Source organism: Ruania rhizosphaerae (assembly GCF_009805705.1).
Taxonomy (GTDB): Bacteria; Actinomycetota; Actinomycetes; order Actinomycetales; family Beutenbergiaceae; genus Ruania; species Ruania rhizosphaerae.
Genome location: NZ_VSMB01000011.1, coordinates 145156 through 162877 on the forward strand (window position 1 = coordinate 145156; position 17722 = coordinate 162877).

Consider the following 17722-nt stretch of genomic DNA (forward strand, 5'->3'; position numbering starts at 1 on the left):
CGCTCTCATTCCTTCGCGCGGGTGGGGATCGTCACGGGTATGTGAGTGGTGCAGACGTGCTCGCCGCCGGCGAGCGTGGCCAGTCGTTGTACGTGCACGCCGAGCAGGTCGGCGAACGCCTCCGTCTCGGCCTCGCACAGTTGCGGGAACTTCGCCGCGATCTGCTGCACGGGGCAGTGCCCCTGGCAGAGCTGGACGGCGATCGTGTCGATGGCCCCGATCGGCCTGGAGGTCGCCGCGTAGCCGTCCTGGCTCAGGGCGTGTGCGAGCGCCGCGGCCCGGGCGTGCAGATCGTCCCCGGCGGCCTCGACGGCGTCGCGGTAACGCGTCGTCAGATCGGCCGATCGGTGCCGGGCGAACTCCTCGACCGCTTCGGGGCCGATCTCGGCGCCGAGCTGCTGCAGGGCCAGCACGGCAAGCTCGGCATAGGCTTCACCGGCGGGCTTGTGGGCCGCGGGGGTGGCGATGTACCGCTTGGCGGGCCGGCCCCGCCCACGTGGCGTGGACGTGGTGTCTTCCCGCACGGTGATCTGCCCTGCCCGCTCGAGGGCCCCGAGGTGACGGCGGATCGCGGCGGAGGTCAGATCGAGCCGGTCGGCCATGTCGGCAGCGGTGATCGGTCCGAGTTCGATGATGAGATCACGCACGCGGTCACGCGTGGTGGCCTCACTCTCCTCCAGATGCTCCACACTCATCGGCTCACCTCCTCACCGCTCACAGCGGCCATCAATTAGTGAACATTCTCCTTTCTCAAATGGGTGGGCGCAAGCAAGGCGATCCTTAGTGAGCGACCGCACACACCCGCTCCCCGCCCCGCGTGAGGCACACACAAGCGCCGTCGTCGGGAGTCGGCGACGCAGCGCGTACGCTTGGACGCCGTGACCTGCCCAGTCGAGTTGACGGACGTCCATCGTTCGTTCGGCTCCACCCGCGCCTTGGCCGGGCTCTCCCTCCAGGCCCGCGCGGGTGAGATCACCGCCGTCCTCGGACCCAACGGCGCAGGCAAGACCACCGCGATGGAGATCTGTGAAGGACTCCAGCGACCGGACTCAGGCACAGTGCGGGTCCTGGGCCACGACCCCCGAACCAACCCTCAGGTCCTGCGCCCCCGCGTCGGCGTGATGGTGCAGGACGGTGGGTTGCCGGTGATGGCGCGCGCGGAGGAACTGCTGCGGCACGTGGCCCGGCTCTACAGCCACCCGCGGGAGGTCAACGAGCTCGTGGACACGCTCGGGCTCGCACCCTTCGCCCGGACCTCGGTGCGGCGACTCTCAGGCGGTCAGCGTCAGCGCCTGGCTTTGGCGATCGCCCTGGTGGGCCGGCCCGAGCTGGTGTTCCTGGACGAGCCGAGCGCGGGCCTGGATCCGCAGGCCCGGTTGGCCGTGTGGGAGCTGGTGCGGTCCCTGCGTGCGGACGGCGTGAGCGTCGTCCTGAGCACCCACCTGATGGACGAGGCCGCCCAGCTGGCCGACCGCGTGGTCATCATCGACCACGGGGCCGTCATCGCCCACGGTACGGTCACCGAGTTGACCACGCCCGTCGCCCCGCCCCACGTCGCCGCGGCAGCTGCCACCCCAGCCCCCGACCGCGCCCCGCACCCCACCTCCCAGCCCGCCCCGGCCGTGGGGTCGCTTCAGCTGACGGGCCGCTTCACGCCCGAGGCGAGGGCCGCCGTCGAGGAGCTCGCGCGGCAACACGGGCTCCAGGTGCACGGTGCGGCGGCTACGGGCGGCGTGGGCGAACTGGGTGCACGGCGCACACTCGAGGACGTCTTCCTTGACCTGACCGGACGGAGCCTTCGATGAGGGGGCGCGCCGACCAGGTGGCACCCGCCGACGGCCACGCCGGTGGCGCGAGCCCATGGGCGGTACGGGTGCTCTCACACGCCGGGTTCGAGGTCCGGAATCTGCTGCGCAACGGCGAGCAACTGCTGCTGACCCTGATCCTGCCGGCGCTGGTACTCGTCGTACTCTCGCGCACGACCCTGGTACGCCTGGAGACGAACGGGTTGCCGGCGATCGACGTGGCCGCACCTGGCGTGCTGGCGCTGGCTGTGATGTCAACGGCCTTCACCTCGCAAGCGATCGCGACCGGTTTCGACCGGCGTGCTGGGGCACTGCGCCTGCTCGCCACCACTCCCCTGGGCCGCACCGGTCTCCTCGGCGGGAAGGCGCTGGGCGTGCTGGTGATGGAGGTCCTGCAGGTTCTCGTGCTGGGATCCCTGGCCCTGGGGCTGGGGTGGGCGCCAGATCTGAGCGGGATCGGACTCGCTCTGGCGGCAGTGCTCCTGGGGACCGCGTGCTTCACCGCGCTGGCGCTGCTGCTGGCTGGGACGTTGCGTGCCGAGGCCGTGCTGGCCGGTGCGAACCTGTTGTGGCTGTTGCTGGTGGTCGGCGGCGGCGTCCTGCTACCGGCCACGGGGGTTACCCGGTTCCTGCCCTCAGGCGCACTCGGCGAGGCGCTGCGGACCTCACTGATCGGTGGGCCGGCGGCCGAGACCGCGCTGGCGCTCGGGGTGCTGGCGGGGTGGACGGTGATCTTCACCGCGGCCACGGCGCGCTGGTTCCGCTGGCAATGAGGTGATGAACCCGGGCACACCCGTTGATCGGGTGTTCCCCGTCACACGGTGACGCCCGGTCGGGCAGCCGGCGCAGATTACCGTAGTGACGTGCAGCCTCAGACCATCGCCCGGTTGACCACGATCGCCGTGGTGAGCAACCTCGTCGTGCAGATCCTCATCATCGGCACCGGCGGAGCCGTGCGCTTGACCGGTTCCGGGCTAGGGTGCTCCACCTGGCCGAACTGTGAACCCGGCCAGTTCACGCCATCGTTCCACGACGCCACCTCGATCCATCCCTATGTCGAGTTCGGCAATCGGGTGCTGGGCGCAGTGGTCGTGCTGGTGGCCCTGCTTCTGGTGGCCCTGGTGCAGGCGTCGCGACTATCCGGCGTGCGCCCGGCCCCGACGGTGGCCTACCAACGGCTGGCAGTCCTGCCGTTGGTGCTGTCGGTGCTGCAGGCCGTCCTCGGCGGACTGACGGTACGGTTCGAGCTGCATCCGGCGCTGGTGGGCTCACACTTCCTCATCTCGGCGGTGCTGGTGTGGATCTCTGCCTGGCTGGTGACCGGGTGGTTCCGGCCGATGCGCGGTCAGCCCGTCCTGGAGTCCGGCGCCCGCCGGCTGGGCTGGGCGATGGCCACGGTGGCCGGTGTGGTGGTGGTGCTGGGGATGATCGTCACCGGGTCAGGTCCGCACTCCGGCGATGCGGAGGTCGGCTACCGGTTCGCCGTGGACCCGGTGGTGGTGGCACGCCTGCACGCTGCCTCGGTGTGGGTCTTCCTCGCCCTGCTCGTGGTCGTCACCGTCGTGGCTCATCGCACCGACGGCGGCGCACCGGCCGCGAGGCTGCGTCGCCACACGTGGGTCCTGGTGGTGGTCACACTCGCTCAGGCAGCGATCGGGTATGTGCAGTACTTCACCGGGCTGCCCGAGCTCTTGGTCGGGATGCACATGATCGGCGCCGCGCTACTCGTGGCGGCCACGGCATTCACTCTCGCGAGCATGTATGAACGCCGCCCGCGGGCAGTTCTGACGAGCTGAGGGACGAGCCAGCCGTTCCCTGACGCCGCGCAGGTGAACGGCGGGCCGAATGTTCACCAGCGGCGCTGACGACGGCGCCCTGAGTGTCGCGAATTCGCGCTCAGACGACACGCAGGCCACCCTCGCGGGATGGTGAGCCTCAGTCGCGGTGCCAGGCCGGCTGCCAGGGAGTGTCGGCGGGGCGCAGGGCCGACCATCCGCCGTCGCGGGCCGCCTGCGCTGCCAGCACACCGGTGACCGTGCTCGGGTTGTGAATCCGGCCGGCGAGCGCGGCGGCAACGGCGTCGGCGAGCGGCACCCAGGCCAGCTCCATCCCGATCTCCTCCGCCTCCCGCTGATACCGGTCGGCCTCGGGAACGACAGACAGGTCGCGGGCGAGGAAGATCCGGATACGTTCGTCGCTGCCGCCGGGGGTGGTGAAGAAGTCGACGAGCGTGTGCCAGGTGGCTGCTCGCAGGTCCGCCTCCTCGGTCAGCTCGCGGGCGGCCGCGTGCTGCAACGGCTCCCCCGGCACGTCGAGCAGACCCGCGGGCACCTCCCACAGGTGAGCACGCACCGGGTGCCGGTACTGGCGGAGCAAGGCCACACGGTCTGCATCGTCCAGCGCCACCACGGCGACTGCACCGGGATGGCGGACGAACTCGCGACGCACGGTGCCACCGGCGCCGAGGTCCACGGACTCGGCCACCAGGTCCATCACATAGCCGGTGTGCAGTTCCTCGGTGGACGAGGTCGGCAGGTCGACGCGCTCGTCACGTACCGGGCGCCCTGATCTGCGATCGTCAGGCATGCTCGGCCGGCTGTGCCGGCTCCACCTCGAGCAGTCGGGTCTCCCGCTGGCGCTCGAGGCCGGCGCGGACCAACCCGATGAACAGCGGGTGCGCCCGCGTGGGGCGGGACTTGAACTCCGGGTGGGCCTGGGTGGCCACGTAGTACGGGTGCTTGTCCCGGTCGAGCTCGACGAACTCCACGAGCGAGGAGTCCGGAGACCGGCCGCTGATCTGCAGGCCCGCCTCAGCGAGCGCATCACGGTAGGTGTTGTTGACCTCGTACCGATGCCGGTGCCGTTCACTGACCCGCTCGCTGCCATACGTCTCGGCCACGACCGAGCCCGGTGTGAGCACGGCGTCATAGGCACCCAGGCGCATCGTGCCGCCCAGGTCTCCCTCGCCGTCGATGATCGCCAGTTGCTCGGCCATGGTGGCCACCACCGGATCCGATGTGCTCGGATCAAACTCCGACGACGACGCATCGGCAAGACCCAGCACGTTGCGGGCGTACTCGATCACCATGCACTGAAGACCCAGGCAGATGCCCAGGGTCGGCACCTGGTGCTCGCGGGCCCATCGCAGAGCTCCGAGCTTGCCCTCGATGCCGCGCACGCCGAAGCCTCCGGGCACGAGCACACCATCGACCCCACTGAGCGCCTTCTGCGCAGCCTCCGGCGTACGGCAGTCATCCGAGGGGACCCAGCGGATGCGGACCCGGGTGTTGGTGTGGAAACCGCCCGCTCGCAGTGCCTCGGTGACGGAGAGGTAGGCATCGGGAAGATCCACGTACTTGCCGACCAGTGCGATCTCCACCTCGTCAGCCGGATGATGCACCCGCTGCAGGAGCACGTTCCACGTGTCCCAGTCGACGTCCCGGAAGGGAATGTTCAGCCGGCGGATCACGTAGGCATCGAGGCCCTCGGAGTGGATGACCTTCGGGATGTCGTAGATGCTGGGTGCGTCCACACAGGTGATGACGGCCTCGCGGTCGACGTCGCACATCGAGGCGATCTTCGCCTTGACACCCTCGGGAATGTCGCGGTCCGCACGGCACACGATCGCATCCGGCTGGATGCCGATACTGCGCAGGGCGGCCACCGAGTGCTGTGTGGGTTTGGTCTTCAGCTCACCGCTGGGGCCGAGATAGGGCACGAGTGAGACGTGCACGAAGAAGACGTTGTCGCGGCCGATGTCCTGGCGTACCTGCCGGGCTGCCTCGAGGAACGGCTGGGATTCGATGTCCCCGACCGTGCCGCCGACCTCGGTGATGATCACGTCCGGCGCCTGACCGGTCGCCGGGCTGGCCTGGGCGCGCATGCGGCGCTTGATCTCATCGGTGATGTGCGGGATGACCTGAACGGTGTCACCCAGGTACTCCCCGCGCCGCTCCTTGGCGATGACATGGGAGTAGACCACGCCGGTGGTCACATTCGCCCCGGCGTCGAGGTTGACATCGAGGAAGCGCTCGTAGTGCCCGATGTCCAGGTCGGTCTCAGCGCCATCCTCGGTGACGAACACCTCACCATGCTGGAAGGGGTTCATCGTGCCAGGGTCGACATTGAGGTACGGGTCGAGTTTCTGCATCGTGACCCGAAGGCCACGGCCACGCAGCAGGTGCCCGAGGCTGGACGCCGTCAGGCCCTTCCCGAGGGAGGAAGCCACCCCTCCTGTGACGAAGATGTGCCGCGGGACGCCGCCCGCCTGCCCGGAGTTCGAAGTGATCACCACGGGCTTCTACGCTATCACCGGATCGCTCGCCTCGGCGTAGATCCGCTCAAGCTGGGCATGCGCGTCGTCCACGGTCGGTAGCTCGGCAGCCCTCGCGAGGGCCCGGGCGCGCAGGTCCGCAGCGAGGACAGGATCGGTGAGCACACGCGTGATCGCCGAGGTCAGGGCATCCGGATCGCCGTAGGGGACCAGCAACGCGGCATCACCGGTGACCTCCCGCGTGCCGCCGACGTCGGTCGCTACCACCGGGACGCCGGCGGCGAGGGCCTCCTGCACGTTCAACGGCTGCCCTTCCCAGGCGCTCGTGCTCACCAGCACATCGGCCGACGCGAGCATCGCGGGCACATCGCGGCGGCGTCCGAGGAGCGTCACCGGGAGCGCCTCGCCCAGCACCTGGTCGGCGAGCTCATCCATGAGCGGGCCACTGCCTGCCACCAACCAGCGGGCGGCAGGCATCCGGTCGGCAAGCAGGGCAGCCGAGTCGGCCAGGAGGCCCAGGCCCTTCTGCGGGGCGAGCCGGGCGAGCGTGAGCACGATCTGGTCGTCCGGTCCCACGCCCGCAGCCCGGCGCGCCGTCTCGTTCCAGCTCTCAGCACCCGGGACGTGCGTCGGTGCGGGAACAAGCCCGCGCTCGGCCCGGCGGGCGCCGTGCGCCAGGGCACCGGCCACCAGGTCACCACTGACACCGAGGACCGCATCGGCCCTGGCGGTGATCATGCGCAGCAGACCGGCGCCCACCGAACGCACCCCGTACCCACCGACGGCGGCGTTGTGCAAGGTCACCACGAGGGCCGTCCGTTCCGGAGTGGGCGTGCTCAGAGCGAGGGCGGCCAGGGCGCCGGCTCGCAGTCCGTGCGCATGCAGCACGTCGGCTCCACGGGCCACTCGGCGGATGCGGGCAACGGCAGCGGCGTCCCAGGCCCGCGGGCGGTCGCGCACGTCGATCACACTCGTGTGCACCGGGGACGCGACGTCGGTGAGCGCTTCGCGCGGCCCGGCCAGGATCACCCGGTTGTCCCGGGCGAGCGCCGAGGCCATCTCGCGCACGTGCCGGCCGATCCCACCATCGGTGGAACCGGTCAGCTGGACGATTCTGCGTTCAGGCACGGCGTCTCCTCACGATGCTCAGGATCCCACGATCCCCGATGAGCACGCAGCCGGCGATGACGGTGAGTGCCAAGGCAGCGCCGCTGCCGGCGGCGATCACGGCTGCCACCGCACCCTCACCCAAGCGGTCCAGTCCTTGCGTGGTGGCCCACCGTCCCGCGGCGGCCCCCAGCAGCGCTCCGGCGCCCACCACGAGGGTCGTGCGCACCACCGGTCCCGGGATCCGTTCGCGGAGGGCGAGCGCCAGCAGCATGACCAGGGCGAGGCCGGCAACGGTCATCCCGGCCGCATGCGCTCCCCCCAGCACCAGCAGCGTCCTCGGTCCATCGCCACCCTCAGGCGCGAGTGTGAGCACACCGAGGACGGCCGTGACCGTGACCGTCAGCCAGCCCAATGCGGTGGCCGAGACGGCCGCGCGGTTGCGATCCATCGTGTAGAGCACGCGTGCGACGAGGAAGATCGTCGACAGGCCGATCACGCCCGGTGCCATCACCGACAGCGCCGTGGCCATCCCGGTGGTGTCGTTGGTGCACTCACCGGTCGGCTCACATCCAGCGAACAGCTGCTCCACCGCCGGCGCCACAGCCACGAGCGCTCCCGCCCCGAGTACCGCCACGGCGAGCACCGCCCGCAGAGCGGTCCAGACCGTACGGTGCAGGCCGTCGTCCTCGACAGCGGCCAGTTCCGCCAGCCGTGGGAACGCCGCCGTGGCCAGGGGTACCGCGAGGACGGCGTAGGGCAGCAGATAGACCGCCTGCGTCCACTGGAACACCAGGATCGTGCCGGCGTCACCGCCGGTGCGGGCGACCCACAGCACGGCCAGCACCGACAGCTGCTGGGCGAGGAGCGAGCCCAGGCCGGCCAACGCGAGCGACCTGGCCCGCCCGGCGACACCGGGCGGGAAGCGGAAGGTGGGGCGCAACCGCACACCGCACCGGCGCACGGGGATCAGCAGCGGGAGCGAGAGGGCTGCGACCCCGGCGGTCGTGCCCCAGGCCAGCCAGGCGAAGGCCGCGTCCGGGAGCGCTCCTGGAGAATCCTGCAGCCCGTCGGCGAGCAGGCCGAACACCAGATAGCTCACGATCACCACGCCGGTGGAGGCGATGGGAGCCAGAACCGGAGCCAGGAACCGCCGGTGTGCCTGCAGGACGCCGGTGAGCACCACGCCGATGCCGTAGAGCACGACCTGCGGTGCGAACACCTGGAGGAAGCGAGTCGTCGCCTCCACCTGTACCGCCGGATCCGTTCCGGCCGCATCGGGCAGCAAGCCGGCGATGGGGCGCGCCAGCACGGTGAGCGCCACCGCGACCGGCAGCAGCGCTGCCACCGCCCACGTCAGGAGCGCAGAGGAGGTCCGGTCGACATCCTGGCGCACCTGGCGGGCGATGGGGCCCGCCAGCAACGGAATCACGGCACCGGCCAGGGCGCCACCGGCGACCACCTCGTAGAGCACATTCGGCACCATGTTCGCGGCGGCGTATGCGTCACCGACGGCGCCCGAGCGCACGGTCTCCGCCTGGACCAGCCAGCGGCCGAAACCGAGCAGCCGGGAGGCGATGGTCAGCGCAGCGATCATGGTCGCCGCCCCGGCCACCGAGCCGAGCAGGCGGCGCGTCGTCACGGCTGGCGACCCCAGCCGTCGATAGCCCGCAGCAGCGGCGTTTTCGCGATCACGGCCGAGAAGCTGACCTTCTCGCTCGCCAGGATGAGCGTGACGACGGCTCCCAGGGCCACGAACCGGACGCCAGGTCGCGGATGGGTCGCGGCCGCGCTTCCGAGCAGTGCACCGAGAGCGTTCGCACCGGTGTCGCCCAGCATCGTTCGCTCACCAAGATCGCTGGGCATGGACGCCGCCGCGACGCCACCGGCCGCAGCCGCCAGGTTTCCTGTGGTGCCCGTCTGGGAGAGCATCGGACCTGCCAGGAGCGTCGTCACCTTCAGTCCTCGCCCGGGCCGCAGGTCGAACAGGTTGATCAGGTTGGCAGTGCCGGCGATCAGCGCACCCGAGGCGAGCACGTCAGCCATCCGGACTGGCAGGGAGGCGGGACGCGACGATCCCCGCCGTCCGCCGTCAGTGAGGAGGGCGGCAGCCGCGACGGCGCAACCCGAGATCCCGAACAGCTTGGCCGCACCAGTGGTCACCGTACCGCCTGCAAGCGCCCGCAGATGGCCGCGCAGACCACGAGTCGCGGCAGGGGTCGGGTCGAGATCGTCCAGCAAGCCGAAGACGCCTCCGGCTGTCGTGGCCAGCACAGCTCCGGCGGTCTCGCCGGGCCGGCCCGGACCGGTGGCGAGAGCGGCGGCCACGGCGCTCCCGAGCCCGGCTGCGAGACCACCACGGAGATGGACCCGACGACCGCGGAAGTTCGTCCGCTCCCAGCGGCCGCCGAGTTCAGTGGTGCGTTCCATCAGCACAGCTGCCGCCGCTACCGTCGCCGCACCGGCGGTCGCAGCGACCCCGCGTCTGGTCAGGTTCATCCGTCGGCCTGGTCCGCATCGGCCGACTGGTCAGCATCCGCGCTCTGGTTGGTCTCATCAGCCTGGTCGCCATCGGCGTCGCCGGTGCTCTGGTCGTCAGCACCCACGGGACCGGGCGCGAAAGCTGCCGGATCGGGCAGGTCGAGCGCAACGGGACCGGGCAGAACCAGATCGGCCGATTCCTCCAGGCCGAACTGAGCGCCCTCCCCGGCGATCGTGGCGGCCAGCGCCAGCGGGACGGTGACCTGCCCGGTGATCGTACCGACGGAGTCGACGCTGGTGATGGCGGCCTCGTCCGCCTCCGAACCGGAGCGCAACGCGGCCAGGAGCGTCCCCGCGCCACCGTCGACGCCGGCCAGCACCGAACCCTCACCGGTCTCGGCGATCCCGGCAGCGAGGACGAGGTGGGACTGGTTGGTCGCCTCCGCCTCGGCGAGCTCGGCGTCGGTGAGCGGTTCGTCGTTGTGGTCGTTGGGGCCGACCACCACGGTGGCATAGGCAGGACCCTCGACGGAGCTGGACTCTGTCACCAAGTCGGACGTGCGCAGGATTTCCAGGATGTCCTCCGCCTCGGCCGAACGCCGCTGGGGGTCGCCGGGGTCTCGCAACGTCAACGACTGCCCGAGCGCTTGCGCGAGCACTTCGTCGGCCGGGGTGGACGCGTCGGGGGCCGGATTGAGCTGGGCGACGAGATTCTCCGCGATCCCGGCTCGGAACGCAGCCTCAGCCGGGTCGGTCCATCCGGGTGCGGTCACCACCCTGCCGGAGATGGTGGCACCGGCCTGCACGAGGCGGGCCTCAACGGCCTCGGCGACCGCCGAATCGGTTTCCGGCAGTGTCACGATGGCGACCGAGCGCCCCTCCAGCACACCGTCGTAGAGCTGCGGTGCCGCCTCGGTGAGAAAGGTGCTCCGGCCCTGCAGTGCCGCCTCGGCGATGTCGAGGTCCTCCCGCAGCGCGTCCTTCTCGGCGCGCAACTGCTCGACCTGCCCGGAGAGTTCGTCGGCGATGTAGTCGCGGAGCGGTCCGGCGCCCAGCACGATGCCCACGGCGAGCGCCAGGAACACCGAGATGAGTGACACGATGTGGTAGCGGAAGTCGATCACTGGATTGTCTTTCTCGTCGCGGGCCCTCGTGATGCGTGTCGGAAACCACGCACTGTTAGAAGAGCCCCGTGAACAGGTCCCGTATCCAGGACCAGAAGTCGTCGAAGCGGGCAAGGACGATCCCGAAGAAGGCCTGGCCCGCCGGCGTCGCGGCCGCAGCCGCTACGAGGGCCGCGAGACCGGCAAGGATCAGCGCAGTGACCTGCCAGTTGGAGATCCGGTGCCGGTACAGGCGGGAGACGCCCTTGGCGTCGATGAGTTTGCTCCCCACCCGCAGCCGGGTCAGAAAGGTGCTCGCCATGCCCGCCCGGCCCTTATCGAGGAACTCCACCAGTGTCTCGTGGGTACCAACCGCGACTATCAGCGAGGCCCCTTTCTCGTCCGCGAGCAGCATGGCGACGTCCTCGCTGGTGCCGGTGGCCGGGAAGGTCACGTGCTGCACCCCGAGGTCCTTCACCCGTTCCAGACCGGGAGCCCGTCCGTCCCGGTAGGCGTGCACAACGATCTCGGCACCGCTACGCAGCGCTTTGTCCGAGACAGAGTCCATGTCCCCGACGATCATGTCCGGACGCAGGCCTTCCTCCAGGATCGCGTCCGCTCCACCGTCGACACCGACCAGGAGCGGCCGGTACTCACGCACGTAGGAACGCAGCATCGCGAGGTCCTCCTGGTAGGAGTAACCGCGTACCACGATCAGGACATGTCGGCCCTCGAAGGTGGTTCGAACCTGCGGTACTCCGACGCCATCGAGCAAAAGTTCGCGCTCGCGCCGCATATAGTCCATCGTGTTGGCGGCGAAGGCTTCGAGCTGTACGGACAAACCGGCCCTGGCCTCCTCCATGGCTGCCTCGACGGACTCGCCGGTCTGGACGGCACCTTCGGCGATGATGGTGCCGTCAGCGGCGAAGACCGAGCCGTCGACGATCCGCACCCGTGCCCCCTCGCGGAGGGTCATGATGTCGGGCCCGAGGTCGTCGATGAGCGGGATACCAGCGTCGACGACGATCTGCGGCCCGAGGTTGGGGTAGCGGCCGGAGATGGAGGGGGCGGCGTTCAGCACCGCAGCGGGTCGGCACGCTACGAGGGCCTCAGCCGAGACACGGTCCAGGTCGAGGTGGTCGATGACGGCGACATCCTCTGGCCGAAGGCGCTTGGTGAGCGACTTTGTCCGAGGGTCGACTCGGACAGGGGCGAGGGTCTCATCTTCGTCATCCTCGTCCCTGGCTCGGCGACGTAGCAGGGAGATCATCTCCGCTATGGTCCCACGACGGGGCGTTCGAGAAGCTCAGCGGCATGCTGGAGCGCCGCGGCGGAGGTGGCGTCTCCGGAGAGCATACGGGCCAGCTCGGCCTCCCGGTCGGTACCCTCGACCACTCGGATGTCACTGTTGGTCACGGCATCCCGGCCCGCGCCCGAAGTCTTCATGACGACGAGGTGCCGGTCGGCGAACGCGGCGACCTGCGCCAGGTGCGTGACGACGATCACCTGCGTGTGCCGTGCGAGCTCGGCGAGCCGGCGTCCGACCTCGACGGCGGCCTGGCCACCGACCCCGGCGTCGACCTCGTCGAAGACGAAGGTCGGCAAGGTCCGCTCGCCTGCCTCGGCCTGTGCTCGCGCCATCGCCACCTCGATGGCGAGCATCACGCGGGAGAGCTCACCACCGGATGCTCCCTTGCCGAGCGGGCGTGCCGGGGCACCGGGGTGCGCGGTCAGCAGCAGCTCGACGTCTTCGCCACCCCACGGGCCCAGGTCGTCGCGTGGGGTGAGCTCGACCGTCATCTGTGCACCGGACATGGCCAGGCCGGCCAGCTCAGCGTCGACCGCGGCCGCCATCGACTCAGCCGCACGGATCCGGCTGGCGGTGAGGGCGGCTGCCGCCTCCTGCTCGGCTGTGGTGAGCCGGTCGAGTTCGGCCGCGAGAGCTTCCCGGCCGGCTCCTGGTGCCGTGAGTGCGCCCACCCGCTCGCGCGCGGCGGTTGCGAAGTCGAGGAGTTCGGCAAGCGTGCCGCCGTCGGTGTAGGCACGTGCCAGGTCGTTGAGATCGGCACGGCGCTGGTGCACGTGGTCCAGCCGCTGCGGATCGGCCTCCAGGCCGGTGACATAGCTACCGATCTCGGTGAGGGTGTCGGACAGCTGATAGCTGACGGCGTCGAGCCGGCCGCTCCACTCCTGCAGCGTGGCGTCGTGCGCGGCCGCGCCCGCCAGGGCCCGGCGCGCCTGGTCGACGAGAGCGATCGCTGCCTCGGGTCCGTCCAGATCCTCTGCTCCCCCGATCGCGTCGTGGGCGTGCTGGGCAGCCGTGCGTAGATCCTCGACGTTGCCCAGGCGCTCAGCCTCGGCACGGAGTTCCACGTCTTCGCCCGCTCGGGGTTCGAGGGCGTCGATCCGCTCGAGCGCGCGCTGGAGCCGCTCCAGCTCCGCCTCCCGGGCCTGGGCGTCCTCGTCCCACCGGGCGAGAGCACGCGCAGCCTCTTGCCGCGCCGCGTGCGCGGCACCGTAGTCGGCCAACGCGGAAAGATGGGCACCACCGGCGAAGGAGTCGAGAGCTTGCCGCTGTTGCGCCGGAGCGCGGAGCCGGAGTTGTTCGCTCTGGCCGTGCACAGTCACGAGTTCGGCACCGATCTCGCTGAGCAGGCCCTGAGGGACGGACCGGCCACCGACGTGCGCACGCGACCGGCTCGTGGAGACTGTCCGGGCCACCAGCAGTGTGTCGTCGTCGAGCAGCGCCCCAGCATCGACGGCAACGTCGAGGGCAGGGTGGCCCGGTGGCGGCACGAGGCGCCCCTCGACCACGGCACTGTCCGCTCCGGGACGGACAGCCCCGAGGTCCGCCTTCCCGCCGAGTAGGAGTCCGAGACCGGTGAGCACCATCGTCTTGCCGGCTCCGGTCTCGCCGGTGATCACTGTCAGTCCGCGGTCGAGCTCGATGCGGGCGGACTCGATGACACCGAGGTCGCGGATCTGGATCTCCTCGATCACGGGTTCTCGTGCTCCCCTCTCCAGCCGGCCACCGGAAGGTTGAACTTGCCCACGAGCCGGTCGGTGAACGGTGCCAGGTTGAATCGGGCAAGGCGGACTCGTTCCGCACCACGTACGACGTCGATCCTCGAACCGGGCGGAGCGTCGATCCGTCGCCGACCGTCGCACCAGACGACAGCCGAGGTGTAGCTGCGGCTGAGGATCTCCACACTCATGCGCGAGCCCGGGCCGACCACGAGCGGACGCGCGAACAAGGTGTGGGCGCTGATGGGCACGAGCAGCATCGCTTCGACATCCGGCCAGACGACCGGCCCGCCGGCAGAGAAGGCGTAGGCCGTCGATCCGGTTGGCGTGGACATCACGACCCCGTCGCACCCGAACGTGGACAGTCCGCGATCGTCGATACCGATCGCCACTTCGACCATGCGTTCGCGTTCGGCCTTCTCCACGCTGACGTCGTTGATCGCCCAGCTGCGCACGGGCGGGGCGTCCGGCGGGGTGACGGTGACGTCGAGCGTCATGCGTTCCTCGACGGCGTAGTCACGCGCTGCTGCCCGGGAGACGACATGCGAGATTCGGTCAACCTCGGACTCCGCCAGGAATCCGACGTGCCCCAGGTTCACTCCGATCAGCGGCGCCTCCCGGCCACGGATCAGCTCTGCGGCATGCAGAATCGTGCCATCGCCACCGAGGACGATGACGAGCTCGATCTCGGTCGCGGCGATCTCGTCCTCGGTGACCGGTGTCATGCCGTGTCGGCGCAGTTCGGTCGCGACCTGCTCTGCGGACCGTCGTGCCGCGGGCCGGGTGGGGTGGGTCAGGACGAGCACGTTGCGGCTCATGGGGTTCCTCCTGTCGCAGCGGCCGCACCTGCGGGCCCGGTGGCGATGGCATGAGCGATCGTGCTCTCGGTGTCGGCGCCTGGTCCGGCGTGCAGGTGCACGAAGTACTCCACATTGCCGCTCGGTCCGGGCAGCGGGCTCGCGACCGCGGCACGCAGGCCGAGGCCCAGTTCGGCTGCGGCGGCCACGACGGTGTGGACAGCATCTGCGTGCAGTGCCGTGTCCCGCACGACTCCCCCGGAGCCGAGTCGTTCCTTGCCCACCTCGAACTGCGGCTTGACCATGAGCAGGAGGTCGGCCTCGGGTGTGGCGACGCTCCGCAGGGCCGGCAGCACCAGCGTGAGGGAGATGAAGGAAAGGTCTCCGACCACCAGGTCGACCGGCGGCTGAACGTCCTCGGGGCGGAGCGAGCGCACGTTGGTGCGGTCCATGACGAGGACGCGCTCGTCGTTGCGCAACGACCACACCAACTGGCCGTAGCCGACGTCGACTGCGACCACCGAACGAGCACCGCGACGCAGCAGCACATCGGTGAAACCGCCGGTCGAGGCACCGGCGTCGAGCGCGTGACGGCCGGCTACGCGTGGGGCCAAGCTGCCGAGTGCGTCGAGCGCACCCGCGAGTTTGTGGCCGCCGCGGGACGCGTACTCCGCCGCTCCGTCGGCTGGCTCCAGGACACGTAGTGCCTGGGCGGGATCCAGCTGAGTGGCGGCCTTGCTCGCCCGGCTGCCGTCGAGCAGCACTCGCCCATCGGCGATCAGCTCGGCGGCATGCTGGCGCGACCGGGCTAGTCTGCGGCGAACCAGCTCGGCGTCGAGGCGCGCACGGCGGGCCATCAGGCGTCGGCTCGCGCGAGCCGGTCCTGGAGGATCGTGTGTACGCGTTCGAATGCCTCCACGTGTGCAGGCAGCGGCTCGTCCCCCAGTGCCTCAGCGAACGCCAGTGCGGCCTGGAGGTCGTCGTCGGCGGGCTCGATGATCGTCACTGCAGCTCCCTTCTGACTCCCACGCTACCCGGCGCGGCGTCAGTCTGCGGTGAGCGTGAGTGCGGGCACGTCGCCGAGCACGGTGGCCACCCCGGCCGCGTCACTGGCAGCCCAGGCCGCCGCCGCGGCGGCGCGGAACTCGTCGATGGAGATCGGTGTCGCACCCAGCGGCACCGGACCGTCTGGACGGTCGAAAACGACGGTGTTGCCCCGGACGCTGGCACGTGCCTGCCCGCACATCCAGACGTCATCCTCGGCGTGGGGCTCGGGGTGTGCCTGAGCGAGACCGCGTAGATCAGCCGCGAGGTAGCTGGGCCGGTATTCGGGACGGGCTGTGAGAACCTCAGCCATCCCGTCGACCCCGGTCAGTACATGCAATCCCGGATAGCACGCGGCTCGGGCTCCGGCGAGATCGGTATTCAATCTGTCCCCGACCACGATGGGGTTCCGTCCGCTTGCGCGCGAAGCGGCCTGCTGAAAGATCTCCGGCTGCGGCTTCCCGGTGGATCGTGGCTGCACTCCCGTCGCATGCACCACAGCCGCAACCAGTGATCCGTTGCCCGGCGCCATGCCCCGTTCGGTGGGGAGCGTGGCGTCGACGTTCGACGCAATGTGGGTGGCACCCGCACCGATGGCGTAGACAGCCTCCGCCAGGTCGGGCCAGCCGAGGGTGGGTGCGAAGCCCTGGACGACGACAGTCGGGGCATCGGCAGCTGTGTCGACGACCGTGAGTCCTAGGTCCAGCAGAGCCTCACGCAGTCCGTCGCCGCCGATAGCGAGCACTCGAGTGTCCTCATCGGCCTCGCTCGCCACCAGAGCAGCGGCCGCCTGCGCTGCTGTGGTCACCTCCTCCGGACCGGTCGGGATACCCAGATCGGTCAGGTGCCGGGCGACCGTCTGCGGGGAACGGGCGGCATTGTTGGTCACGAACATCGAGCGCAATCCCGCTGCACGTGCGTGGTCAATAGCGCTCGCGGCGTGCGGCACGCCGTCGGCTCCCCGATACACCACACCGTCGAGGTCGAGCAGCGCGACGTCGTACTCCTCCTGGAGGGGACGGTCACAGCCGATCAGAGTCGCTGCGCTCATGCGTTGGAGTCCTTTCCGCCCGACGTGGATTCATCTTGCCCGTGGGACGACGACTGACCCGACACCAGTGCCTCGATCTCCGCGGCAGACAGTTCGACCTCACCGAAAGCCACGTCCCCGTCGGGCTCCTCCCGAGCCGGAAGTGAACCCTCGAGTTCATCTGCCTCGACACCTCGACCCAGCGCACGCAGCACCATTGCGCGCGCTTCGGAGACCCGTTCTCTCAGTGGTCCGGCGGCTGAAGCCACCTCCGGTTGTTCGAGCAGAAGGAGCGCAGCCTCAGGTTGGTCGAGATCGAGCCTCGCACCACTGGCCACGATCGCCAGCTCCACCCGGTCTTCTGCGCTCATCGCGGGGCTCGGGGGCGCCGATGCCAGGCTCAAAGCCCGCTCAGGACGGCCGAGACCCCGTTCACAGTCGGCCTCGATGGCACGCAAACCGTCAACCCCGCTCAGTCGCCGGACAGTCCGCACCTCGCGCAAGGCTTCGGCGTAGCGACCGGTCGCGTACGCGGCCAACGCCACGGCCTCGCGGACAACGTCCACCCGACCCGCACGCCGCAACGCCGCATGCGCATGCTGATACGCCCCCTCCGGATCCTCATCGAGCAACAGCCCGGCCGTGACCAGATGACGTGCGACGCGATCGGCATTGTCCTTCGACAGCGTACGCAGTCGCGAACGCGCAGAACGATCGAGCTGATCTGGGGTCACCGATTCGGCCAACGGCGGGTCCTGTGGGCGATCCTCCTGCCGGGGACGCCCCTCCTCCCTCCCGACCGGTGGACGCCGACGACGGACCTCACCTGCCGCTGAAGAGCCCCGCGCTCGGTCACGGTCACCGGCGCGGTGTTGCCCCGAGCTACGGTCCTGCCGGTGACCGGGTCCTCGCCGATCGTCTCGTGCACGCCATCCGTCGCCGCTACGACCCTCGCCCATCGTGCTCCTCACTGTTCAGAATCCGCCGTCACACTACCGGGCTCAACGCAACAAGGGCCACCCCGGTGGGGTGGCCCTTGTTGGAATGGGTGTCCGGCG

The 17722-nt window shown here is 70.1% G+C and carries 17 protein-coding genes; 3 read left to right on the plus strand and 14 right to left on the minus strand.

What is annotated here, in order from left to right:
- Nucleotides 1–5: 5 nt before the first annotated feature.
- Nucleotides 6–695: a helix-turn-helix transcriptional regulator gene (locus tag FV560_RS15270; RefSeq protein WP_159622410.1), complete on the minus strand. Its 690-nt coding sequence runs from the start codon at nt 693–695 to the stop codon at nt 6–8.
- Between the two features lie 183 nt (nt 696–878).
- On the opposite strand from FV560_RS15270, the gene FV560_RS15275 reads away from it, so the two are divergent.
- The 3 genes from FV560_RS15275 (at nt 879) to FV560_RS15285 (ending at nt 3601) form a co-directional block, all read left to right on the plus strand.
- The gene (locus FV560_RS15275; RefSeq protein WP_159622411.1) at nt 879–1805 is read left to right on the plus strand and encodes an ABC transporter ATP-binding protein; all 927 of its coding nucleotides are present in this window, start codon (nt 879–881) and stop codon (nt 1803–1805) included.
- On the plus strand, nt 1802–2578 hold the full coding sequence (locus tag FV560_RS15280) for an ABC transporter permease (protein ID WP_159622412.1): 777 nt from the start codon (nt 1802–1804) through the stop codon (nt 2576–2578). The genes FV560_RS15275 and FV560_RS15280 overlap by 4 nt, the downstream gene beginning before the upstream one ends.
- Nucleotides 2579–2668: 90 nt before the next feature.
- On the plus strand, nt 2669–3601 hold the full coding sequence (locus FV560_RS15285) for a COX15/CtaA family protein (protein ID WP_159622413.1): 933 nt from the start codon (nt 2669–2671) through the stop codon (nt 3599–3601).
- 139 nt (nt 3602–3740) lie between these two features.
- Here FV560_RS15285 and FV560_RS15290 read toward each other — a convergent pair whose 3' ends face one another.
- From FV560_RS15290 to FV560_RS15350, 13 genes are read right to left on the minus strand one after another with little or no spacing between them, the layout of a single operon-like run.
- Nucleotides 3741–4391 (minus strand): NUDIX domain-containing protein, encoded by a 651-nt coding sequence (locus tag FV560_RS15290; protein WP_159622414.1) that lies wholly within the window; start codon nt 4389–4391, stop codon nt 3741–3743.
- Nucleotides 4384–6099 carry a CTP synthase gene (locus FV560_RS15295; RefSeq protein WP_159622415.1) on the minus strand — a complete coding sequence of 572 codons (1716 nt, stop codon included), beginning with the start codon at nt 6097–6099 and terminating at the stop codon, nt 4384–4386. Before FV560_RS15295 ends, FV560_RS15290 begins: the two co-directional genes overlap by 8 nt.
- A gap of 6 nt (nt 6100–6105) precedes the next feature.
- Nucleotides 6106–7206 (minus strand): glycosyltransferase family 4 protein, encoded by a 1101-nt coding sequence (locus FV560_RS15300; protein WP_200837726.1) that lies wholly within the window; start codon nt 7204–7206, stop codon nt 6106–6108.
- Nucleotides 7199–8827 carry a murein biosynthesis integral membrane protein MurJ gene (murJ, locus tag FV560_RS15305; protein ID WP_200837728.1) on the minus strand — a complete coding sequence of 543 codons (1629 nt, stop codon included), beginning with the start codon at nt 8825–8827 and terminating at the stop codon, nt 7199–7201. Before murJ ends, FV560_RS15300 begins: the two co-directional genes overlap by 8 nt.
- The gene (locus FV560_RS15310; protein ID WP_159622416.1) at nt 8824–9684 is read right to left on the minus strand and encodes a hypothetical protein; all 861 of its coding nucleotides are present in this window, start codon (nt 9682–9684) and stop codon (nt 8824–8826) included. The genes murJ and FV560_RS15310 overlap by 4 nt, the downstream gene beginning before the upstream one ends.
- Nucleotides 9681–10790 (minus strand): copper transporter, encoded by a 1110-nt coding sequence (locus tag FV560_RS15315; protein WP_159622417.1) that lies wholly within the window; start codon nt 10788–10790, stop codon nt 9681–9683. The genes FV560_RS15310 and FV560_RS15315 overlap by 4 nt, the downstream gene beginning before the upstream one ends.
- A gap of 55 nt (nt 10791–10845) precedes the next feature.
- A complete protein-coding gene (gene steA / locus FV560_RS15320) occupies nt 10846–12039 on the minus strand; it encodes a putative cytokinetic ring protein SteA (RefSeq protein ID WP_159622418.1) in 1194 nt (397 codons plus the stop codon).
- A 5-nt stretch (nt 12040–12044) separates the two neighbouring features.
- Nucleotides 12045–13769 (minus strand): DNA repair protein RecN, encoded by a 1725-nt coding sequence (gene recN, locus FV560_RS15325; protein ID WP_159622419.1) that lies wholly within the window; start codon nt 13767–13769, stop codon nt 12045–12047.
- On the minus strand, nt 13766–14611 hold the full coding sequence (locus tag FV560_RS15330) for an NAD kinase (protein ID WP_159622420.1): 846 nt from the start codon (nt 14609–14611) through the stop codon (nt 13766–13768). The genes recN and FV560_RS15330 overlap by 4 nt, the downstream gene beginning before the upstream one ends.
- Nucleotides 14608–15447, minus strand: a complete 840-nt coding sequence (locus FV560_RS15335) for a TlyA family RNA methyltransferase (RefSeq protein ID WP_159622421.1) — start codon at nt 15445–15447, stop codon at nt 14608–14610. Before FV560_RS15335 ends, FV560_RS15330 begins: the two co-directional genes overlap by 4 nt.
- Nucleotides 15447–15596, minus strand: coding sequence for a hypothetical protein (locus FV560_RS15340; protein WP_159622422.1), 150 nt, complete (start codon nt 15594–15596; stop codon nt 15447–15449). The genes FV560_RS15335 and FV560_RS15340 overlap by 1 nt, the downstream gene beginning before the upstream one ends.
- A 39-nt stretch (nt 15597–15635) precedes the next feature.
- A complete protein-coding gene (locus FV560_RS15345) occupies nt 15636–16685 on the minus strand; it encodes an HAD-IIA family hydrolase (RefSeq protein WP_159622423.1) in 1050 nt (349 codons plus the stop codon).
- Nucleotides 16682–17410 (minus strand): coiled-coil domain-containing protein, encoded by a 729-nt coding sequence (locus tag FV560_RS15350; RefSeq protein ID WP_159622424.1) that lies wholly within the window; start codon nt 17408–17410, stop codon nt 16682–16684. The genes FV560_RS15345 and FV560_RS15350 overlap by 4 nt, the downstream gene beginning before the upstream one ends.
- Between the last annotated feature and the right edge of the window lie 312 nt (nt 17411–17722).